18 protein-coding genes and 1 other annotated feature are annotated in these 20712 nt (G+C 47.2%); of the genes, 15 read left to right on the top strand and 3 right to left on the bottom strand.

Features of this window, described 5'->3' with window-relative positions:
• The 8 genes from ACMN7X_RS10195 to moaA are packed head-to-tail and all read left to right on the top strand — an operon-like array spanning position 1 to position 9168.
• The gene (locus ACMN7X_RS10195) at positions 1-705 is read left to right on the top strand and encodes an ATP-binding cassette domain-containing protein (protein ID WP_418747363.1); all 705 of its coding nucleotides are present in this window, start codon (positions 1-3) and stop codon (positions 703-705) included.
• A complete protein-coding gene (gene glp / locus ACMN7X_RS10190; protein ID WP_418747362.1) occupies positions 702-1934 on the top strand; it encodes a gephyrin-like molybdotransferase Glp in 1233 nt (410 codons plus the stop codon). Before ACMN7X_RS10195 ends, glp begins: the two co-directional genes overlap by 4 nt.
• Positions 1934-3847, top strand: a complete 1914-nt coding sequence (locus ACMN7X_RS10185) for a molybdopterin biosynthesis protein (RefSeq protein WP_418747361.1) — start codon at positions 1934-1936, stop codon at positions 3845-3847. The genes glp and ACMN7X_RS10185 overlap by 1 nt, the downstream gene beginning before the upstream one ends.
• A gap of 20 nt (positions 3848-3867) precedes the next feature.
• Positions 3868-4527 (top strand): HesA/MoeB/ThiF family protein, encoded by a 660-nt coding sequence (locus tag ACMN7X_RS10180; protein WP_418747360.1) that lies wholly within the window; start codon positions 3868-3870, stop codon positions 4525-4527.
• Between the two features lie 37 nt (positions 4528-4564).
• Entirely contained in the window at positions 4565-6487 is a 1923-nt protein-coding gene (locus ACMN7X_RS10175; RefSeq protein ID WP_418747359.1) for an aldehyde ferredoxin oxidoreductase family protein, read from the top strand.
• 17 nt (positions 6488-6504) lie between these two features.
• Positions 6505-6729: a MoaD/ThiS family protein gene (locus ACMN7X_RS10170; protein ID WP_418747358.1), complete on the top strand. Its 225-nt coding sequence runs from the start codon at positions 6505-6507 to the stop codon at positions 6727-6729.
• Between the two features lie 2 nt (positions 6730-6731).
• Complete coding sequence (locus ACMN7X_RS10165) at positions 6732-8186, top strand: iron-containing alcohol dehydrogenase (protein ID WP_418747357.1); 1455 nt, start codon at positions 6732-6734, stop codon at positions 8184-8186.
• Between the two features lies 1 nt (position 8187).
• Positions 8188-9168 carry a GTP 3',8-cyclase MoaA gene (gene moaA / locus ACMN7X_RS10160; RefSeq protein WP_418747356.1) on the top strand — a complete coding sequence of 327 codons (981 nt, stop codon included), beginning with the start codon at positions 8188-8190 and terminating at the stop codon, positions 9166-9168.
• A gap of 62 nt (positions 9169-9230) precedes the next feature.
• On the opposite strand, the gene ACMN7X_RS10155 is transcribed toward moaA, so the two are convergent.
• Complete coding sequence (locus ACMN7X_RS10155) at positions 9231-9797, bottom strand: biotin transporter BioY (RefSeq protein WP_418747355.1); 567 nt, start codon at positions 9795-9797, stop codon at positions 9231-9233.
• Between the two features lie 164 nt (positions 9798-9961).
• Positions 9962-10207 (top strand) — a binding site (T-box leader).
• A 94-nt stretch (positions 10208-10301) separates the two neighbouring features.
• Here ACMN7X_RS10155 and thrS point away from each other — a divergent pair.
• Positions 10302-12227, top strand: a complete 1926-nt coding sequence (gene thrS, locus ACMN7X_RS10150; protein WP_418747354.1) for a threonine--tRNA ligase — start codon at positions 10302-10304, stop codon at positions 12225-12227.
• A 348-nt stretch (positions 12228-12575) separates the two neighbouring features.
• On the opposite strand, the gene ACMN7X_RS10145 is transcribed toward thrS, so the two are convergent.
• On the bottom strand, positions 12576-13190 hold the full coding sequence (locus tag ACMN7X_RS10145; protein WP_418747353.1) for a TetR/AcrR family transcriptional regulator: 615 nt from the start codon (positions 13188-13190) through the stop codon (positions 12576-12578).
• Positions 13191-13352: 162 nt separating this feature from the next.
• Here ACMN7X_RS10145 and ACMN7X_RS10140 point away from each other — a divergent pair, with 162 nt between their 5' ends.
• From ACMN7X_RS10140 to rplT, 6 genes are all read left to right on the top strand, one after another.
• A complete protein-coding gene (locus ACMN7X_RS10140) occupies positions 13353-15449 on the top strand; it encodes an efflux RND transporter permease subunit (RefSeq protein ID WP_418747352.1) in 2097 nt (698 codons plus the stop codon).
• Positions 15439-17730 carry a hypothetical protein gene (locus tag ACMN7X_RS10135; RefSeq protein ID WP_418747351.1) on the top strand — a complete coding sequence of 764 codons (2292 nt, stop codon included), beginning with the start codon at positions 15439-15441 and terminating at the stop codon, positions 17728-17730. Before ACMN7X_RS10140 ends, ACMN7X_RS10135 begins: the two co-directional genes overlap by 11 nt.
• 81 nt (positions 17731-17811) lie before the next feature.
• A complete protein-coding gene (locus ACMN7X_RS10130; protein ID WP_418747350.1) occupies positions 17812-18390 on the top strand; it encodes a DJ-1/PfpI family protein in 579 nt (192 codons plus the stop codon).
• Between the two features lie 248 nt (positions 18391-18638).
• On the top strand, positions 18639-19136 hold the full coding sequence (gene infC / locus ACMN7X_RS10125; RefSeq protein WP_178042412.1) for a translation initiation factor IF-3: 498 nt from the start codon (positions 18639-18641) through the stop codon (positions 19134-19136).
• 31 nt (positions 19137-19167) lie between these two features.
• Positions 19168-19365: a 50S ribosomal protein L35 gene (gene rpmI, locus ACMN7X_RS10120; RefSeq protein ID WP_418747349.1), complete on the top strand. Its 198-nt coding sequence runs from the start codon at positions 19168-19170 to the stop codon at positions 19363-19365.
• Positions 19366-19389: 24 nt separating this feature from the next.
• Complete coding sequence (rplT, locus tag ACMN7X_RS10115) at positions 19390-19746, top strand: 50S ribosomal protein L20 (protein WP_178042400.1); 357 nt, start codon at positions 19390-19392, stop codon at positions 19744-19746.
• A 113-nt stretch (positions 19747-19859) separates the two neighbouring features.
• Here the strand turns inward: rplT and ACMN7X_RS10110 are convergent, their stop codons facing one another.
• Positions 19860-20696 carry an undecaprenyl-diphosphate phosphatase gene (locus ACMN7X_RS10110; protein ID WP_418747348.1) on the bottom strand — a complete coding sequence of 279 codons (837 nt, stop codon included), beginning with the start codon at positions 20694-20696 and terminating at the stop codon, positions 19860-19862.
• Positions 20697-20712: the final 16 nt, after the last annotated feature.

Genomic DNA, 20712 nt, shown 5'->3' with positions numbered 1-20712 from the left:
ATGCGAATAGAGATTGAAAACCTAAAAAAAACATATCAGGGGATTGAAGTTCTGAACATTGAGAAGCTGGCTGTCCGGGATGGTAAGATCACTGCCATTGTCGGTCCGAACGGCGCCGGAAAGTCCACTCTTCTGAATCTGATCGGGAATCTTCTGGAAAAGGATGAGGGTGTCATCCGGTATGACGGGGATAAAAAGGTACCGGAGAAAAATATCACCCTTGTATTCCAGGAGCCCTATCTGATCTCCACCACTGTCAGAAAAAATATAGCTTATCCGATGAAACTCAGAAATATTTCAAGAGAAGTGATCGAAGCCAGAATCCGGGAACTGTCAAAAGAGTTAAATCTGAATGAATTGCTGGATAAAAGGGCAGACCAACTGTCTCTTGGAGAAGTGCAGAAGGTGGCTTTGGCAAGAGCATTATCCTTTGAGCCGGAATTGCTGCTTTTGGATGAACCCTGTGCAAGTATTGATCCCTATACGACCAGTGAGATTGAAAAGATACTCATGAAGATGAATCATCGCCGGGGCACAACGATGATCATGGTGACTCATAATCTGGCCCAGGCCCGGCGGCTGGCCGATGACGTCATCTTATTAAAAAAGGGAAAGCTTGTGGAATGTTGCGGTGCAGATCGGTTTTTTGTCCATCCGGAAAATGAAGAAACGAAGAAGTTTGTTGAAGGAGAACTTTTAATTTGAATATTGAACTTTTGTGCACGGACACGCTGGAACAGGCCGTCCGGAAATTGAATGAAGAAACGGCGGATCTGAACTTAAAAATACATAAAATGGCCTGCGAGGAAGCTTTGGGTTTTATCTGTGCAAGGGATGTTATTGCGGGAGAGAATGTGCCGCCATTCCGGCGGTCTACCGTGGACGGTTATGCCGTCATTGCTGCGGACAGCTATGGCTCCGGCGATTCCAATCCGGCGTTTTATCAGGTGATCGGGCATGTAAATATTGAGGAGCCGGCCCGGATGGCGGTGAGATCCGGGGAAGCGGTGCAGGTGCAGACAGGCTCTATGGTGCCTGATGGGGCGACGGCTGTTTTGATGGTGGAGTATACAGAGTTGTATGCTGCCGGGAAAATGATCGGGTATAAGGCAGTGAGCGACGGAGAAAATGTGATTCAGCCGGGGGAAGATATCACCATCGGCGAATGTCTGATTTCAAAAGGGCGGAAAGTCAATGCCGGCGATATCGGGATGATGGCGGCCCTCGGTATTTCTGAGATTGAAGTTTATATGCCGCCGGCGGTGACGATTTTGTCCACCGGGGATGAACTGGCGGATATGGATGAACCTTTGACAGGGTCAAAGATCCGGGATATTAATTCCTATGCATTGGCGGCGGAAGCGAAAGGCATGGGGATGACCGTCCGCAGAAGACTTCGGGTGGGTGATAATGAAGCGGAAATATTTGAGGCAGTTTCCCGGGCAGCGGAGGACAGTGATATCATTCTTTTATCCGGCGGAAGTTCAAAAGGAAATAAGGATTATACAAAAAAGGTGCTGGAAAACTTCACGGGCAATGTATTTACCCATGGTATCGCCATGAAGCCGGGAAAACCGACAATTTTGGCCTATGACAGGAAATATCGCACGGTGATCGTCGGACTGCCCGGTCATCCGATGGCGGCAATGCTGATGTTTCGGCTGGTGATCGTCCGATGGTATTGGGAAAAGATTGGGAGGCAGACGCGTCCGCCTTATCGGGCGAGGATCAGTGAGAATGTTTCCAGTAATCAGGGCAGAGAAACCTGCCTGCCTGTGAAGCTGATCCCTGATTCGGAGGGTTTTGCGGCAAAACCGATTTATGCCAAATCGGGCAGCATTGCGGCCCTGAGCAGAGCCGACGGCTATGTGAGGATACCGAGAAACCGGGAAGGCCTGAATAAGGGTGAACCGGTGTGGGTAGAGGTGTTTTGATGAAGAGAAATTTATATTTGGATGTTCAGAAAAAAGAAGAGGCGCTTGCCGGTTTTATGGCCGCCTTTTCCCATATTCGGCCGCAGGGAGAGTGGATTCCCGTTGTGGAGAGTCTTGGACGTATCACCTTTGAAGCTGTGTATGCCGTATATTCCAGCCCGTCTTATAATTCCTGCGCTATGGACGGTATTGCGGTGATCAGCGCTCATACGAAGGGGGCTTCGGAAAGGAACCCGTTGAGACTGAAAAAGGGCGATGACTATCTGGATGTGGATACCGGAGATATGATCCTGCCGCCCTATGATGCGGTCATTATGGCGGAGGATTTGATCGAACCGGAGGACGGCGAGGGCTATCTCATTATTGGGCCGACCCATCCTTTTGCCCATGTGCGGGCTGTCGGAGAGGATATTGTCGCTAAAGAAATGGTTCTTCCGACCGGTCATAAAATATGCGCCATTGATATTTCCGTGCTTTTATCCGCAGGGATCAGGGAAATTCAGGTGATTAAAAAGCCGATCGTCGGAATCATTCCCACCGGGGATGAAATGATTGAATATACGAAACCGCTGGAAGACGGGAAAATTATAGAAACCAATTCATGGATGTTTGAAAATCTGGTGGTGGAGAATGGCGGTATCGGGCGGCGTTATCCGATTTTGCCCGATAATCTCGAATTGATCAAAAAAAATCTGTCCGAGGCGGTCGGCGAATGTGACATGGTTATTATCAATGCCGGTTCCAGCGCGGGAAGGGATGACTACACGGTTCATGCCATAGGCCAATTGGGAGAAGTCTATACCCATGGCGTATCCATGAAGCCGGGCAAGCCGGTAATACTGGGAAAGATAAATAGTAAGCCGGTGATCGGCCTTCCGGGCTATCCGGTATCTGCTTATCTGACATTTATGGAGTTTGTTATCCCGGTGATGAACAGATATATCCGGCCGGGAGGATTGGAAAAAGAACAAAAAGAGGTTTTGGCAAAATTGTCAAAAACACTGATGTCCGGCCTGAAATATGAGGAATATGTACGGGTCAAACTGGGAATCGTGGAAAATGAACTGGTGGCTTCGCCGCTGGAGCGGGGAGCAGGGGCCTCCATGTCGCTGGTGAGAGCCGACGGCTTTTGCGTTATTCCCCAGGATAAAGAGGGAATTTCAGCCCATGAGATGATTCGGGTCCGCCTTATGAAGGATATGGAGCAGATTCGAAAAACGCTGGTGCTCGTTGGAAGTCATGATCTGATTCTTGATGTGATCAATGATATTATGATGGAGGAGGGGCGGGATACCTGCCTTTCATCAACCCATGTGGGTTCTATGGCCGGTTTGATCGCACTTCGGAAAAAAGAGACCCATCTGGCCCCGTCCCATTTGCTCGATGAGAAGGACGGCAGCTATAATGTATCCATTACCCGCGAAATGTTTCCGGATGAGAAGATGGTCATTATCAAAGGAGTTCGCAGACGGCAGGGATTTATTGTTAAAAAGGGGAATCCGCTGAATATTCAGAGCGTTCAGGATATAACGCCCGAAATCCGGTACATAAATCGTCAGCGGGGCGCCGGAACCCGGGTACTTTTTGATTATCTTCTGAAAAAAGAGGGAATTTTGCCGACAGATATTTCAGGGTATGCGCATGAAGCGGCAACCCATATGAGTGTGGCGGTGGCCGTTCAGAAGGACAATGCGGATGTGGGAATGGGTATTTATTCCTGCGCAAAGGCTTTAGACCTGGATTTTATTGAGGTGGGCTTTGAAGAATATGATTTTGTGACTTATGAAAAATATCTGGAATTGCCGGCCGTTCAGGAATTCATTCACGTTCTCAGGGGAGATGCCTTTAAAAAACGCCTGGATCTGCTGGGAGGTTATGGCTGCGAAGAGTGCGGGCAGATATGTTTTCTTTAAGTTGAAACGGAGATGGTATTTTGTTTGAAAAAAATATGGATTTCCTTACGGCAGAGCAGGCGGAGCGGATTCGCGGGACGACCGTTGCGGTTGTCGGCGCCGGCGCTTTGGGACAGATGACGGCCCACCAGCTTGTGCGCAGCGGTTTTGAGAAACTTATTTTAATCGATAAAGATGTGCTGGAGTACAGCAATTTTAATCGTCAATTATATGCGTTGGATTCCACAGTAAATCAATCCAAAGCGGAAGTAGTGAAGGCGGGTCTTATGGATATATGGCCCCAGGCAGATATACGAGTCTGCGAAACCTTTTTGGATGAATGTAACGGGAAGGCGCTGGCATTCGGGGCGGATTTGCTGATGGACTGCGTGGATAATGCGGATACCAAGGTCTGTCTTGAAAAACTGGCGGCGGAATTAAAGATTCCATTAGTTCACGGGGCTGTGGAAGGATGGTATGGGCAAGCGGCAACGATTTTTCCGGGAGATGCCCTGCTGGAACGGCTCTATGTGAATCGAAAAAAACAGGAAACAGCGGCGCTTATGCCGACAGTCTGCACAATCGCGGCGCTGCAGGTTGGCGAAGCGCTGAAACTGGCGGCGGGGGTCGGAAAACCGATGCGCCGGGGCGTGCTGTTTGTGGACATGTTAAGCAGTGATTTTTCATGGGTGACCATGTAGCGTTTAAATAATAAAGTAGAGAAAGAGGTGAGAAGATATGGCGACAAAATATGGTGGTTATATGGGAAAAGTACTGAAAATCGATCTGACGACAAAAGAGGTGTCTGAATATCCCTTTTCCGACAGAGAAAGGGAATTGTTTATCGGCGGAAAGACCATGGCGGCAAAGATTCTCGGAGATCATTTAAAAGGGACGGAGAAGGCATTTTCCATGGATAATCTTCTGGTGATCACGACAGGGCCGCTGACGGGCACCGGGGCGCCGAGTGCCAGCCGTTTTAATGTTTCGACCCTGTCGCCCCAGACCGGTTATATCACATCATCCAATTGCGGCGGCCATTTTGGATATTATCTGAAAAAAGCGGGGCTGGACGGGTTGATCTTAACCGGACAGTGCGAAGAAAGGACTTGGATTGAAATTCAAAATGACAGTGTCCTGTTTCACAGTGCCGATGATCTGTGGGGAATGAAGACAACTCAGGTCCAGGAGGCATTGGACGACAAACTTCGAATGAAAAACGGGCGTGTCCGTAAGAACGGAAAGATTTGTATCGGACCGGCCGGAGAAAATATGGTGCTTTATTCCAGTATCGTGTCCAATGATCGTATTTCCGGGCGGGGAGGCACAGGGGCCGTGATGGGCTGGATGCGCCTGAAGGCGGTTTGTGTCAGCGGGACGAAGGAAATTCCGATCTATGATAAGGAAAAGATGATCGCCCATACGAAGAAATGGTTCAGATATCTGAGAAAGCATCCGTTGACCGGCGATCAGCTTCCGAGGCTGGGAACGGCGGGGCTTGTCAGCTCCATGCAGATGAAGGAAATGCTCTCCACAAAAAATTACAGCCGGGGGCAGTATGAAGACTTTGAAAAGGTCAGCGGCGAGGTGTTGGCAGAAAAATACAATATCGTCAATAAGGGCTGTCTCACTTGTCCGATCCGATGTGCCCGAACGGTGGAGGTCGGGGGACGGCCGGTGAAGGGGCCGGAGCTGGAAACACTGGTACTTCTCGGAGGCGGCATTTTGAATAATGATCTGGAGGCCGTGCTGAAATGGAATTATGAGCTGGACGAACTGGGAATGGATACGATTTCCGCAGCCAATACATTGTCCTATGCGATGGAGGCCAATGAAAAAGGGCTTTGGGATAATGGCCTGAAGTTTTCCGAGATTGATGGGATTTCTCAGATATTTGAGGACATTGCCTATCGCCGGGGCATTGGAGATGAGCTGGCGGAGGGCAGTAAACGGCTGTCCGAGAAATACGGAGGCAAGGAATTTGCTATTCATGCAAAAGGAATGGAACTGGCGGCTTATGAACCGAGAAAATCGGTGGGGCTGGGGCTCGGCTATGCGGTCAGCAACCGGGGCGGTTGTCATTTGAACGGCGGTTATCTCGCGATTCTGGAGGGTCTCGGCCTTTCCATTAATCAGACGACCTATCACGGAAAGGCGGATCTGACCATGATGTTCCAGGATCTGATGGAGATGATCTCTGCTTCCGGGCAGTGTCTTTTTACGAGTTATGCCTTTTTCCCGGCGCCTCTTATGCGCCATCCGAACAGCTGGTATGTGAAGCTGGTGAATCTGGCGCTGCCTTATTGCGGCGCTGTGGTGCGTCTGATGAATAAATATCCGGAGATGTTGAAGCTGCACCTGCCGGTTTTCCATCACACGAAGGGCTTTGAGTATGCCACCGGGATGAAGATGACATTTGGCCATTATATGCGCTGTGGTGAGCGGGGTTATAACCTGGAGAGGGAAGTGAACCGGAGATTTGGAGTGAACGCCAATAAGGACGCTTTGCCGTCCCGCCTTGTGAAAACATTGCAGGACCCGAAGGATCCGACATCCAAAGTACCGTTGGAAAAGCTGAAAAAGGTTTATTATCATGCCCGGGGATGGGATAAAAATGGATTGCCGACGGAGAAGCTTTTGAAAAGACTGGAAATTATTTAAAGTAAAGGGTGGTGTCTGTGATCAAAGTAAAATTATTTGGCGTAGCCCGATTAAAAACAGGTGTCAGCGGGTTTGAGGCGGATGTCCGCACTGTGGATGAACTGAAAGGCGCGGTTCCCGGAATGACAAAGCGGGAAGCGAAGGATTTGGTTGTTTTGGTGAACGGGAAGTCCGTCGGCCGTGGATATCGGTTTAAGGACGGCGATGAAGTGGCGATGCTTTCACCGGCAGGAGGTGGATGAGAATGAAAAAAAAGAAAATGCCTTATATTGATAAAGAAACATGTGCAGGATGTTCGGTTTGCGTTGAGAATTGTCCGATGGACTGCCTGAGCATTGAGGGACCGAAATTTCATGGAGATATTCACACCATTGCCTGTGTGGATGAAACAAAATGTATCGGTTGCGGTATCTGTGCGAAGGTCTGTCCGATTCAGGCCATTGATATGCACGACAGGGGAAGGGCGGTGTATGCTGTGAAAAATAAATTAAATGCAAAAAAAATATATTGCAGAGGTTTTCAGTCCGTTATGAAGATCGGAATGGCTGTATTGCCGTGGAAGGTACCGAAAACCCTGAGAGGACGGGATGCGGTCAAAAAGCTGCCGGAGGCTATTAAACGGAAAAAATTTAAAAAGGTTCTTATTGTTACCGATAAAGTGCTGATGGAGCTGCATTTGCTGGACGGCATGCTGGCGGCGATGGATGAGCAGGGACTGGAATATGCAATTTATGACGGCGTGGCGCCGAATCCGACGGATATCAATGTGGAGGACGGCGTAAAAATATACAGAGATGAAAAATGCGACTGTATGATCGCCTTTGGCGGAGGCTCGCCGATGGACTGTGCGAAGGGCATCGGAGCCCGTATCACCCGGCCGCATAAGAATGTGAAAAAACTGCAGGGACTCTTCAGAGTTTTACTTCCGATTCCGACAATTTTTGCCGTGCCGACAACCGCCGGGACAGGCTCGGAGACAACGGTGGCGGCTGTAATTACTGAGGCGGAGACTCATCATAAGGCGTCGATGAATGATTTGTGTCTGATGCCGAAATATGCGGTGCTTGACCCGTGTCTGACAGTAGGGCTGCCGCCGCAGGTGACGGCGACAACCGGTTTGGATGCGTTGTGCCATGCGGTGGAGTGTTATACGAATAATACTTATAATTCAAAGCTGGAAAAGGATATGTGTAAAAAGGCGGTGAAGCTGATCTACGATAATCTTTATGATGTTTATCGGGATGGCAGCGATCTGAAAGGCCGTTATAATATGCAGAAAGCCGCTTTTCTGGCCGGCCGTGCCTTTACAAGGGGCTGTGTGGGTTATGTGCATGCGATCGGCCATACATTAGGCGGTTTGTATGGAACACCTCACGGTCTGGCAATGTCGATTTTGCTGCCGCATGTTCTGCGGGCCTTTGGTCCGGCCGCATACGACAAACTGGCGGATTTGTGTGATGTCTGCGGTATAAAGGCCGCGGATGACACGAAAAAAGCAAAGGCAGAGGCATTTATCGACTGGATTGAAGATATGAAAGACAAGATGAATATTCCGGTATACCCTGAAATGATTCAGGAGAAGGATGTGGATCAGATCGTGGCCTGGGCTGAAAAAGAAGGTAATCCGCTGTATCCGACACCGGTGACATGGAATAAGAAAGATTTTAAAGAGTTTATTTTGTCATTAATCGGAGAATAAAATGATAGATAATGAGGGAAGAGTTATAGACTATCTGCGCATCTCTATTACGGACAGATGTAATCTCAGATGTATCTATTGTATGCCGGAGGAGGGCGTAAAAAATATTTGCCATGAGAAAATTCTTTCCTATGATGAAATTACCCGGATATGCACCGTGCTGGCCGGACACGGCCTGAAAAAAATAAAAATTACCGGCGGCGAACCTCTGGTAAGAAAGAATATGGCGGTACTTATCCGAAAGTTAAAAGCGGTTCCCGGAATTCAAAGCGTGACGCTGACAACCAACGGAGTTTTGCTGGAATCCTGTTATGATAGGCTGATCGCTGCGGGGATCGATGCATTGACCGTCAGTCTTGACACAACAGAGAGGGATGTTTATCAGCAGATCACCCGGAGAGATGAATTAGACAGCGTTTTGCGTGGAATCGAAAAAGCGGTCGCGGAAAACCGAGTCCGGCTGAAGATCAACTGTGTTTCTGCTATGGATATAGATACCCAGAATGTTCTGGCCCTCCTGCATTATGCGGAACGGGCGGATGTGGATATACGGTTTATTGAAATGATGCCGATCGGGCTTGGCAGGTATTTCCCGATGGTATCGGAGGCACAGATCCGGCAGCGGATCGAAGAGAGGTACGGCAGACTGACACCTTATGATCGACCGCGGGGCAATGGCCCGTGCCGGTATTATGAGGTTCCCGGACTGATCGGAAAGGTTGGATTTATCAGTGCGGTCAGTCACAAATTTTGTGATACGTGCAACAGAGTACGTCTGACATCGGATGGATTTTTGAAGACTTGCCTTCAATATGACTATGGCGTTTCCCTGAAACCGCTGCTGGAACAGAAGATTTCGGATGAGGCGTTGTGGAAAGTGATGGAAGAGGCTATCAGAGAAAAACCTAAGGCCCATCATTTCGATGAAGGCAGGAAGAAAAGAGAAGATGAGGCAAAAGGCATGTCTCAAATCGGCGGATAACATTGAAAAAGCGCCCTTCTGTGGATAAGAGTATTTTATTTGCAGAGGGCGCTTTTTATGTACTAACATTTTACGGCTTTGGAAATTCGGCGTCCCAGGATAAAGGCCAGGGCAATTTTAGCCAGATCCGGGATGATAAATGGAATGACACACCATCCGAGGACCGCGGAAAGACCGACAGCGCCGACATTTTTTGCATAAACGATCATAAACCAGGCGGTGCCGAAAGCGTAGCAGACAATGAGGGCTATGATCATAGAAAGAATCAGAGCCCAGGTTTTTTTGCCGAAGGCCTTTTCAAAGGCCCACATAATCAGGGCAGAGAAAATAAAGCCGATGATGTAACCTCCGGTGGTATTCAGGAGAGCGCCGACGCCCCCTTTAAAACCGGAAAAGACGGGAAGGCCGACAGCCCCGAGAAGAACGTAGATGATAACGGACAGAGTTCCGCGTTTTCCGCCCAATACGGATACAGTCAGGAATACGGCAAAGGTCTGCAGGGTGAATGGGACAACCGTCGGAATGGAGATCCATGAGCATATAGCAATCACTACGGCAAAAAGTCCGATGTAGGTCATATCCTGAGTTGTCATTTTTCGAGATGCCTGTGATGATGTTGTTGAAGTCATAATAATCCTCTCTTTCTGCCGCCGGATGGCGGCGTATACTATAAAACTTTGAAAAGCATATCATGTCGGAACATAAATGTCAACTAAAAAATAAATTTAGTTGACATTTAAAAACAAAGAGGAAACTGCGGCTTGACAAGATTTTTGACTGTGTTTATAATGAAATCAACGCGTTGATGAGACGAGTAGGGTATGAAACATCACAGAGAGGAACCGGCTGCTGGAAAGGTTCTGATGGGAAATATCTGAAAACTACCTCGGAGTGGCTCCAATCAAGCCCGGTGATTCCGTTATCGATCAAAATGAAGTGGTTTTACATATGCCGTGGCGGCGAAGCCGGATATACAGGCGCACAGCGGCGGACATATGAAACAAAAAGGGTGGAACCGCGAGAAAAACTCGTCCCTTTCTGTCAGGCAGATGACGGAAAGAGGACTTTTTTATTTGTCCGAAAAGTATTCTGTCTGAGTTAAGAATAAAAGTATATGAAGGGAGAAAAACAAGATGAAAGTAACATTAAAAGACGGCTCTGTTAAAGAATATGCGCAGCCGATGTCCGTCATTGACATTGCGAAGGACATTTCTGAGGGCCTGGCCCGGGCGGCCTGTGCCGGTGAATTAAACGGTGAGGTTGTGGACCTGCGGACCGTTGTTGATAATGATTGTGAATTAAACATTTTGACATTTGATACGGAGGGCGGCGCAGCAGCTTTCCGCCATACGACATCTCATATTATGGCTCAGGCGTTAAAACGTCTTTATCCGGATGCAAAGCTGGCGATCGGCCCATCCATTTCTGACGGCTTTTATTATGACATTGACAGTGAAACACCTTTAACTGCCGATGATCTGACAAAAATTGAAGCCGAGATGAAGAAGGTTGTCAAAGAAGCATGGCCGATTACCCGGTTTACAAAAAGCCGAGATGATGCGATCGCTTATTTTAAAGAAAAAGATGAGCCATATAAGGTTGAATTGATCGAGGATCTGCCGGAGGACGCGGAAATCAGCTTCTATCAGCAGGGAGAATTTGTGGACCTCTGCGCAGGACCGCATCTGATGACAACAAAGCCTGTGAAAGCCTTCAAATTAACCAGTCTGGCCGGTGCCTACTGGCGCGGAAGTGAAAAGAATAAAATGCTGACACGTATTTATGGTACGGCATTTACGAAGAAAGCGGATCTGGAAGAACATCTGGCGCGGATCGAAGAGGCTAAAAAGCGTGACCACCGCAAACTCGGAAAAGAACTTGGACTTTTCATGCTTCGTGAAGAGGGGCCGGGATTCCCGTTCTTCCTGCCAAAGGGTATGGTTCTCAAAAATACGCTGTTGGATTACTGGAGAGACCTTCATCGTAAAAACGGGTATGTGGAAGTGTCTACGCCGATTATTTTAAGCCGTCATTTGTGGGAGAATTCCGGTCACTGGGATCACTATAAAGACAATATGTATACGACCGTTATCGATGATGCGGATTTCGCCGTAAAGCCGATGAACTGTCCGGGCGGAATGCTCGTTTATAAATCAGAGCCTCACTCCTATAAAGATCTGCCGCTTCGTGTCGGCGAGCTGGGCCTTGTCCACCGCCATGAGAAATCCGGTCAGCTCCACGGCCTGATGCGTGTACGCTGCTTTACTCAGGATGATGCCCATATCTTTATGACGCAGGATCAGATCCGCCAGGAGATTAAGGGTGTTGCAAAACTTATCGATGAGGTTTATAACCTTTTCGGATTTAAATATCATGTAGAACTCTCCACCCGTCCGGAAGATTCCATGGGAAGTGATGAGGATTGGGAAATCGCAACAGAGGGACTTAAAGGCGCCCTGGAGGATCTTGGCCTTGATTATGTGATCAATGAGGGCGACGGCGCATTCTATGGCCCGAAGATCGACTTCCATCTGGAGGATTCCATCGGAAGAACATGGCAGTGCGGAACGATTCAGCTGGATATGCAGATGCCTCAGCGTTTTGATCTGGAATACACCGGTGCAGATGGTGAAAAACACCGTCCGGTGATGATTCACCGTGTGGCTTTCGGTTCCGTGGAACGGTTTATCGGTATTTTGATCGAGCATTTCGCGGGCGCATTTCCGACATGGTTATCCCCGGTACAGGTTAAGGTTCTGCCGATTTCCGATAAATATATGGATTATGCCCAGGATGTACTGGCCCAGTTAAATGAGGTCGGAATCCGTGCGGAGATCGATACCCGCGCTGAGAAGATCGGCTATAAGATCCGAGAGGCAAGACTTCAGAAGATTCCTTACATGCTTGTTGTCGGAGCAAAGGAAGAGGAAGAAAAAGCAGTTTCTGTCCGCAGCCGTTTCAAAGGGGATGAGGGCCAGAAAGATCTGCAGGCATTTATCGCAGATATCCTGGAGGAGATCCGCACCAAAGAGATCCGCAAGGTGGAAGAAGAAGCGTAAAGCTTGTTTATTATAAAAAAGAGAATTATTCCGAAGAGTGTTTTTCGGAGTAATTCTCTTTTTGTCTTATTCAGAAATTATATACCCTTTCGGGCATCCCGTATGTCAGATGCTGCGCATGGGCGCGCTGCGTCAAGCTCCGCGCGATAAGGTATACCCTTTCGGGCATCCCGTATGTCAGATGCTGCGCATGGGCGCGCTTCGTCAGGCTCCGCGCGATAAGGTATACCCTTTCGGGCATCCCGTATGTCAGATGCTGCGCATGGGCGCGCTTCGTCAGGCTTCGCGCGATAAGGTATACCCATTCGGGTATCCCGTATGTCAGATGCTTCGCATGGGCGCGCTTCGTCAAGCTTCGCGCGATAAGGTATGATTCTTTATAATAGCGCGTATGCTGGCGTTCAGATCCGGTTTTAATTCATCAAAAGAAATCGGGTCGTTTTCAAGAATCGTGCTGAAGGCGGTGGAACTGGCCAGCTCAATAATTAAAAACAGCATGGTTTCCGGGGCCCTCAGACGGCAGTCCGGATTATCGAGAAGCAGTTTTTTATAGATGTTATAGGCGCTGATATCTTCTCCGGGAAGACTTTTTGTGATGGCATGGCGAAATATTCCCCAACTCAGATTTTTGGAAATAAACCGGAGCATCGGCTTGTTTTTTCGCATACAGTCCAGCACATAATCCACGATAAAAATAATCCGGTCTTCCAGGGATGGAATATTTTCTTTTTCCATGGCTCTATAGGCATCGCGGAACAGCTTGTCCGCCGTTTTGGCGATCAGCTGATCGCGGATATGATATTTATCCGTAAAATAAAGGTAAAAGGTTCCCTTGGCTACGCCGGCCTTTTTGACAATATCATTAATCGTTGTTTTTTCAATTCCCTGAGTTAAAAATAATTCATAGGCGTTGTTAAACAGCGCCTCCAGTTTGTGCTGTTTGTTTTCTTCTGCTTTCCCCATAATTCTCCCTCTTTTTTCTTCGCTATAAATGGATTATAAAATAAAAATGACCAAAAGTCAAATTTTTTCAAAAAGAATATTGACTAATGGTCATTTTTGAGTTATAGTAGTCAAAGAATAAAAATGACCAGGGGTCATAAAAAATGAAAGGAAGGATACGACATGGTGAAATTAAGGAAAAAGATTGTAAAATATCGGGTTGTCATTCTCATCATTGGATTTTTACTATTGATTCCTTCGGCTATGGGGTATTTTAAAACGAAAGTCAATTATGATATTCTCTACTATCTGCCGGATGATATAGAGACGATGGTCGGCCAGGATATATTGATGGATGAATTCGGCAAGGGCGCCTTCGCAATGGAAATTGTGGAGGGTATGCCGATGAAGGACGTGGCAGAGGTAAAGAAAGCAATTGAAGCGGTAGACGGTGTGGCCGAGGTTATTTGGTATGATTCGCTGATGGATATTTCCGTTCCGATGGAAATGCTTCCGGAGGATATTAAAGATGTATTTAATGCGGGTGATTCAACGCTGATGGCTATTTTCTTTGACGGCACCACATCGGCGGACAGCACAATGAATGCGATTGAGGAGATCCGCAGGATTACCAATGATCAGTGTTATCTGAGCGGCATGTCATCGGTGGTTACCGATATAAAAAATCTTTCGGATAAGGAAGTACCGATTTATGTATTGATCGCAGTGCTGTTGTGCTGTGTTGTTCTGGCACTTTCCATGGATTCCTGGATCATTCCTTTATTTTTTATGCTGAGTATCGGCATGGCGATCATTTATAACCTGGGAACCAATGTGTTCCTCGGGGAGATTTCCTATATAACAAAGGCTTTGAGCGCCGTTCTCCAGCTTGGTGTGACGATGGATTATTCAATTTTCCTCTGGCACAGCTATAAGGAAAATCAGGAACGTTTCCCGGGAGATAAGGAGCGGGCCATGGCTCATGCCATATCTAATACCTTCTCATCCGTGGTGGGCAGTTCGGTGACGACGGTGGCCGGATTTATCGCTCTCTGTTTTATGAGTTTTACCCTCGGAAGAGATATGGGCATTGTCATGGCAAAGGGAGTTATATTCGGCGTGATCAGCTGTGTAACCATTTTGCCGGCGTTTATTCTGATTTTCGATAAAGCGATTGAAAAAACAAGTCATCGGCCATTGATACCGAATCTGGATAAAATTTCAGATTTTATTTCGAGACATTATAAGGTTTTTATCGGTTTGTTTCTTATTATTTTGATCCCGGCGCTGTACGGCTACAAGAATACAGAAGTTTACTATAATCTGGATGCCACGCTGCCGAAATATCTTGAAAGTATTCAGGCAAATGATAAGCTGTCCAATGACTTTGAGATGAATGCAACGCATATGGTGCTGGCCGATGCGGATCTGTCCTCAAAAGATGCGAAAGCTATGCTGAAGGAAATGTCGGATGTCGAAGGCGTACGTTTTGCTCTGGGCCTTGACAGCGTGATCGGTTCGGCAATACCGCGGGATATGATACCGGAGGATTTAACGGAATCGCTGAAAAAGGATAACTGGCAGTTGATTCTTGTTCAGTCCGAATATAAGGTAGCTTCGGATGAGGTAAACAGACAATGTGATGAGCTGAATACTGTGATAAAGAAATATGATTCAAAGGCAATGTTGATCGGCGAAGCACCGTGTACAAAAGATTTGATCACGATTACGGATACGGATTTTAAAGTCGTCAATGCAATTTCCATTATTGCCGTATTCTTAATTATTTTATTTGTATTTAAGTCGATTTCGATTCCGGCGATTTTGGTAGCTGTCATCGAATTTGCCATTTTTGTGAATCTCGGTATTCCTTTCTATACGGGAACACGACTTCCGTTTATTGCTTCCATCGTTATAGGTACGATTCAGCTTGGAGCAACGGTAGATTATGCGATTTTGATGACCACGCGGTATAAAAAGGAACGCTGTGCGGGAAAGGAAAAGCAGGAAGCAATTCGGATCGCGCTTTCCACATCGATCACATCAATCATCGTTTCGGCCTGCGGTTTTTTTGCGGCCACCTTCGGCGTCGGCCTTTATTCCGGCATCGATATGATTTCTTCACTGTGTATCCTGCTGGCACGGGGAGCAATGATCAGTATGATCGTGGTTATCTTTGTTCTGCCGTCGATGCTGATGGTATTTGACAGGGTTATCTGTGCAACAACAAAGGAAATGCGGAAAATTAAGTTTATAGGAGGTCCTCAACATGAAAAATAAAGAGTATCAGAAATTATTGGTTATGGCGTTGACGGCATCATTGACAGTCGGCGGCGTCGGAATTTCGACGATGCCGGTTTGGGCTATGGAGAATCCGGCCCGGAATATGATAATGAGTAAAGCTGCTTTTGAGACAGAGAAAAATAAGTCGGAGAAAGACACGGCGGATAAAAAGGGTGAAAGTGAAACAGCGAAGGCTTTGAAGGATGAAACGGTATACGTCAAGCTGGACGCTTCGGGAGATGTCAGCTCAGTTACAGTATCGGATCAGCTGAAAAATGTGAGCGGCCTGAAGGATATTGAAGATGTTTCCGGATTAAAGGATATAGAGAATGTCAAGGGTGAAGAAGGATTTACCCAAAAGGACGGAAAGCTGGTATGGAGCGGCAGCGGCGAGGATATCTGCTATCAGGGTACCACCTCCGAACAGCTTCCTGTGGGAATACGGGTCACTTATACCCTGGATGGCAAAGAGATCAGCGCTAAAGAGCTGGAGGGTAAAAGCGGCCATCTGAAAATCCGTTATGATTATGAAAACACAACAGGGAAGGGAAGCGGTACTTATACGCCGTTTCTGATGGTTACCGGTTTGATCTTGGATATGGATCAGTTTTCCAATGTAAGTATTGAAAACGGAAAGCTTGTATCTGATGGGGATAGAGATTTAGCCATTGGCATGGGCATACCTGAAATGAAGGAAGCGTTGAGTGTTGAGGATATTGACATTCCGGATTATTTTGTCCTTGAGGCGGATGTAACGGATTATGAAGCCGTTGAGGGAATTACAGTGGCTACCAATGAAATTTTTAATTCGCTGAGCAGTGACAGCTTTGACAGTCTGGAGGATCTGGAAGGTTCCATGGATCAGCTTCAAAGTGCAGCCGATCAGTTGGTTGACGGTTCCGGCCAGTTAAGAACCGGTTTGGATACCTTGCTTTCATCTTCGGGCACACTGATTGACGGCATTAACCAGCTGGCGGCCGGCGGCAGTGAACTTGAAAAGGGCACGGGCAACCTGGCAGATGGCGCCGGCGCACTTTCAGAAGGCGGAAAAAGCCTTGCCAACGGTACTTCCCAGTTGTCCGCCGGAGCGGAAACGCTGAGCCAGGGAGCATCCCAGGTGGCCGCCGGAGCGGACAGCGCCCATAAGAGTACTTCAGAACAGCTCCTTCCGGGGGTTCAGCAGCTCTATGACGGTGTGACGGGGATGCAGTCTCAGGTTGAGAGCAGCATCGGACAGCTTTCCGGCGGAACGAGTCAGTTAAAGGGCGGTATCGAAGCGGCAGCCGCCGGAGCGGCTCAGTTATCTGCCGGTATTGAAACCGTTGGAACAAGCGCGGGAGATTTGAGCAGCGGAATTTCAAACGCGGCAGCTTCTTCTGCGGAAATCAGTGCAGGTGCACAGAATCTGGCGGACAGCTTATCTGCGGCCGTTGTGGATAACAGCGCGTTGATTACGGCGGTGGAGTCTCTCAGGGCTTCGGATGGCAGCAATAGTCAGACAATTGATGCGGTGATCGCCGGACTGACGGCCCAGGCAGAAGGCGTTAATGGCGCCATTTCAAGCGCGGCGGCAGCGGCGGGAAATATTGCGGCAGGAAGCAATGCTTTAACCGAGGGATTAAACAATGCGGCCGGCGGCGCGGCAGCCTTATCGGGGGCTATTAATGGAGATATCAAAAATGGCGCGGACAGTCTGAGCGCCGCGTTGAATAATGATCTGAGCAGCGGCGCAGCCCAGCTGGATGCGGGCGTATCCCAGATGGCCGGCCAGTTAGAGGACGGCACATCCCAGCTGGCTTCCGGCACCGGGGCTTTGCTGAGCGGAACGCAGGCATTAGATGAAGGGCTGGGAACACTGGCGGACGGCGCAGCCCAGGTCAGCGAGGGCAGCAATACGCTGAATGAAAATATGAAAACGGCGGATGACGGCGCGAAAACGTTGTCTGATGGGCTGGATGCACTGCTTGAAGGCGCATCCAACCTGAAGGCCGGAGCGGTCATTTTAAATTCCGGACTGGGTACGTTAAAATCCGGTTCCGGGGAACTGGTTGACGGTGTGACCCAGCTGGATAATGGGGCCGCCGAGCTTAATGACGGCATGATTCAATTTAATCAGGATGGTATTCAGAAGCTGGTTGACGCTTTTGACGGCGATGTGGAGAATATGCTGGACAGCTTGAATGAACTTTTGGATGCATCTAAAGAATATAAGAATTTTTCGGGCATTTCCGATGCAATGGACGGCGAAGTGAAATTTATTTTCATAACAGACAAATAGAAAACTTTACAGAAATTTTATTGGCGATTCTATGAAAAAGTGCTATAATTTAGACAAAATCAATGTTAGGAGGCTTTTTGTATGGCAAAGAAAATTTTAATGCTTGTTGGTGACTTCACAGAGGATTATGAAACAATGGTGCCGTTTCAGGCGTTGTCCATGTTGGGATATCAGGTAGATGCGGTTTGCCCGGATAAAAAGGCAGGCGATGTTGTGCGCACAGCCGTTCATGACTTTTTAGGTGATCAGACATATACGGAAAAACCGGGTCATAACTTTGCTGTTACAGCAGATTTTGATGCGGTAGATACAGCAGATTACGTTGGCCTTTTCATCACCGGCGGACGCGCACCGGAATATATTCGTCTGAATGCCAGAGTGATCGAGATTGTTCAGGAGTTCTTTAAAGATAAAAAACCAGTTGCTGCTATCTGCCATGGACCTCAGGTTCTTACTGCAGCCGGTGTTTTGAAGGGATATAAGGCAACGGCTTATCCGGCAGTTGGCCCGGATGTAACTTTGGCCGGCGGAACCTATGTAGAGGTTGACGCTTCCGAAGCCGTTGTGGACGGAAATCTTGTAACAGCTCCGGCATGGCCTGGCGACACGGCAATTATCAGAGAATTTGTAAAACTTCTTGGAGCTAAGATTGAAATCTGATGAAAAATTGAAGTTCAAAAAATTAAAATCCATGGGTTAAAATGCTTGACATTCGGTGGGAAGTGTAGTATCCTGTTTTAAGTGTTTAGAACACGATAAGAAAGCAGAGTACTCACTCTCACCTTAGCATTTGAAATGACTCGGGTTAATATTCAGCAAGTTTGGCACAAAAGTGTCTTAAATGGATGGTGAGTAGTATGCTGCTCACCATTTTTTTGATTATGGAGGTGTCAATTATCAGCGATTTAATGATTAACGAGCAGATTCGCGACAGAGAAGTACGTCTGATCAGTACAGACGGAGAACAGTTAGGGGTTATGTCCGCTAAAGAGGCTATGAAACTGGCCAGAGAAGCCAATCTGGATTTAGTAAAGATTGCCCCGCAGGCAAAGCCGCCGGTATGTAAGATCATCGATTACGGTAAATACCGTTATGAGATGGCTCGTAAGGAAAAGGAAGCAAGAAAGAAACAGAAGGTTATTGATATTAAAGAGATTCGTTTATCCCCGAATATCGATGTCAACGATTTGAATACGAAGATGAACCAGGCACGGAAGTTCCTGAAGGGCGGTAACCGGGTAAAGGTTTCTGTGCGTTTCCGTGGGCGTGAGCTGGCGCATACCGCAGCTGGTAAGGTTATTCTGGAAGGATTTGCAGAAAAGTTATCGGATGTTGCAGTAATTGATAAAGCAGCCAAACTGGAAGGCCGGAGCATGGTCATGTTCTTATCAGAAAAACGCAATTAATCATTTGTAAATATTAAGGAGGATACAAACTATGCCAAAAGTTAAAACAAGCAGAGCAGCAGCAAAGCGTTTCAAAAAAACAGGTACTGGTAAATTAAAAAGAATGAAAGCTTATAAGAGCCATATTCTGACAAAGAAATCCACAAAAACAAAGAGAAATCTCAGAAAAGCAACCATTGCAGATGCAACAAACGCAAAAGTAATGAAGAAGATTTTACCTTATCTGTAATAGAATGAAACGGAGGATATAACAATGGCAAGAGTTAAAGGTGCGTTAAACGCTAGAAAAAAACATAACAGAACTTTAAAGCTGGCTAAAGGTTACAGAGGTGCCAGAAGCAAACAGTATAGAGTAGCAAAACAGTCCGTAATGAGAGCATTAACAAGCTCTTTTGCAGGCCGTAAAGAAAGAAAACGTCAGTTCAGACAGCTTTGGATCGCAAGAATCAATGCTGCTGCAAGAATGAACGGTCTTTCCTACAGCAAACTGATGCACGGCTTAAAATTAGCCGGTGTTGATGTAAACCGCAAAATGCTTTCCGAAATGGCGATCAGCGATGCTGCCGGATTTACCGCACTTTGCGAAACCGCTAAAGCTAAATTAGCATAATTGAGATCTAAAAAATGTTCCCAATAATCATGGGAGCATTTTTTTTAAGGTTTTGTAACCAACAAACATTGAACAGCCGCCCGAACAGTATTGAATTGTTCGGGCGGTTGTGATCATACTTGAATGATACCGCAGATATTCAGCAAAAGAACGATCAATCCGAGAATGATTCGGTACCATCCAAAGGCCTGGAAGTCGTGTTTTTTTATGTAGTCCATTAAAAAGCGGATGACAAACACGGAAACAATAAAGGCTGAGGTCATTCCGATAAGAAGTACGGCTGCCTCTATACCTGTAAAAACAAAGCCAAATTTTAGTAGTTTAAGCAGGCTTGCTCCAAACATCACCGGGATGGCAAGGCAAAATGTAAATTCGGAAGCAGCGGTACGGGATACCCCCACAAGCAAAGCGCCTACGATGGTTGCCCCGGAGCGGGATGTCCCGGGAAATATGGCGGCAATAAGCTGAAATAAGCCGATCAGCAGGGCGGTTTTCAAGTCGATATTTTCCAGATAGGGAATTTTCGGCTGTTTTCCGGCATGCCCCCGCTCGATAACAATAAAGGCGATACCGAAGACAATCAGGGCAATGGCTACCGGGACAGCATGATAAAATAATGCTTCGAAAATATCATCGAATAAAAGTCCGACGACAGCGGCCGGGATGCAGGCGACGATAATCCTGCCCCAGAGCATCATTTTGTCTTTTTCGATGAAGGGTTTTCCTTTGTTTCTAAATTGAAAAGGAAATATTTTATCCCAAAATAAAAGAACAACGGCGAAAATAGCGCCGAGCTGGATGACGACAAGAAACATTTCCATAAACTCTTCAGAGCAGTTCAATTGGATAAACTCATCCAAAATAATCATATGTCCTGTGCTGCTGATGGGCAGCCATTCGGTAATGCCTTCTACAATCCCGAAGATAATGGCTTTTATAATCTCTGACATTTTAGTTTCCTCCATT

It is taken from the genome of Frisingicoccus sp., from assembly GCF_048388605.1.
Classification (GTDB): domain Bacteria; phylum Bacillota; class Clostridia; order Lachnospirales; family Lachnospiraceae; genus Frisingicoccus.
The sequence above is the reverse complement of the archived record's forward strand: the minus strand, read 5'-3'. Positions and strand labels throughout refer to the sequence as shown.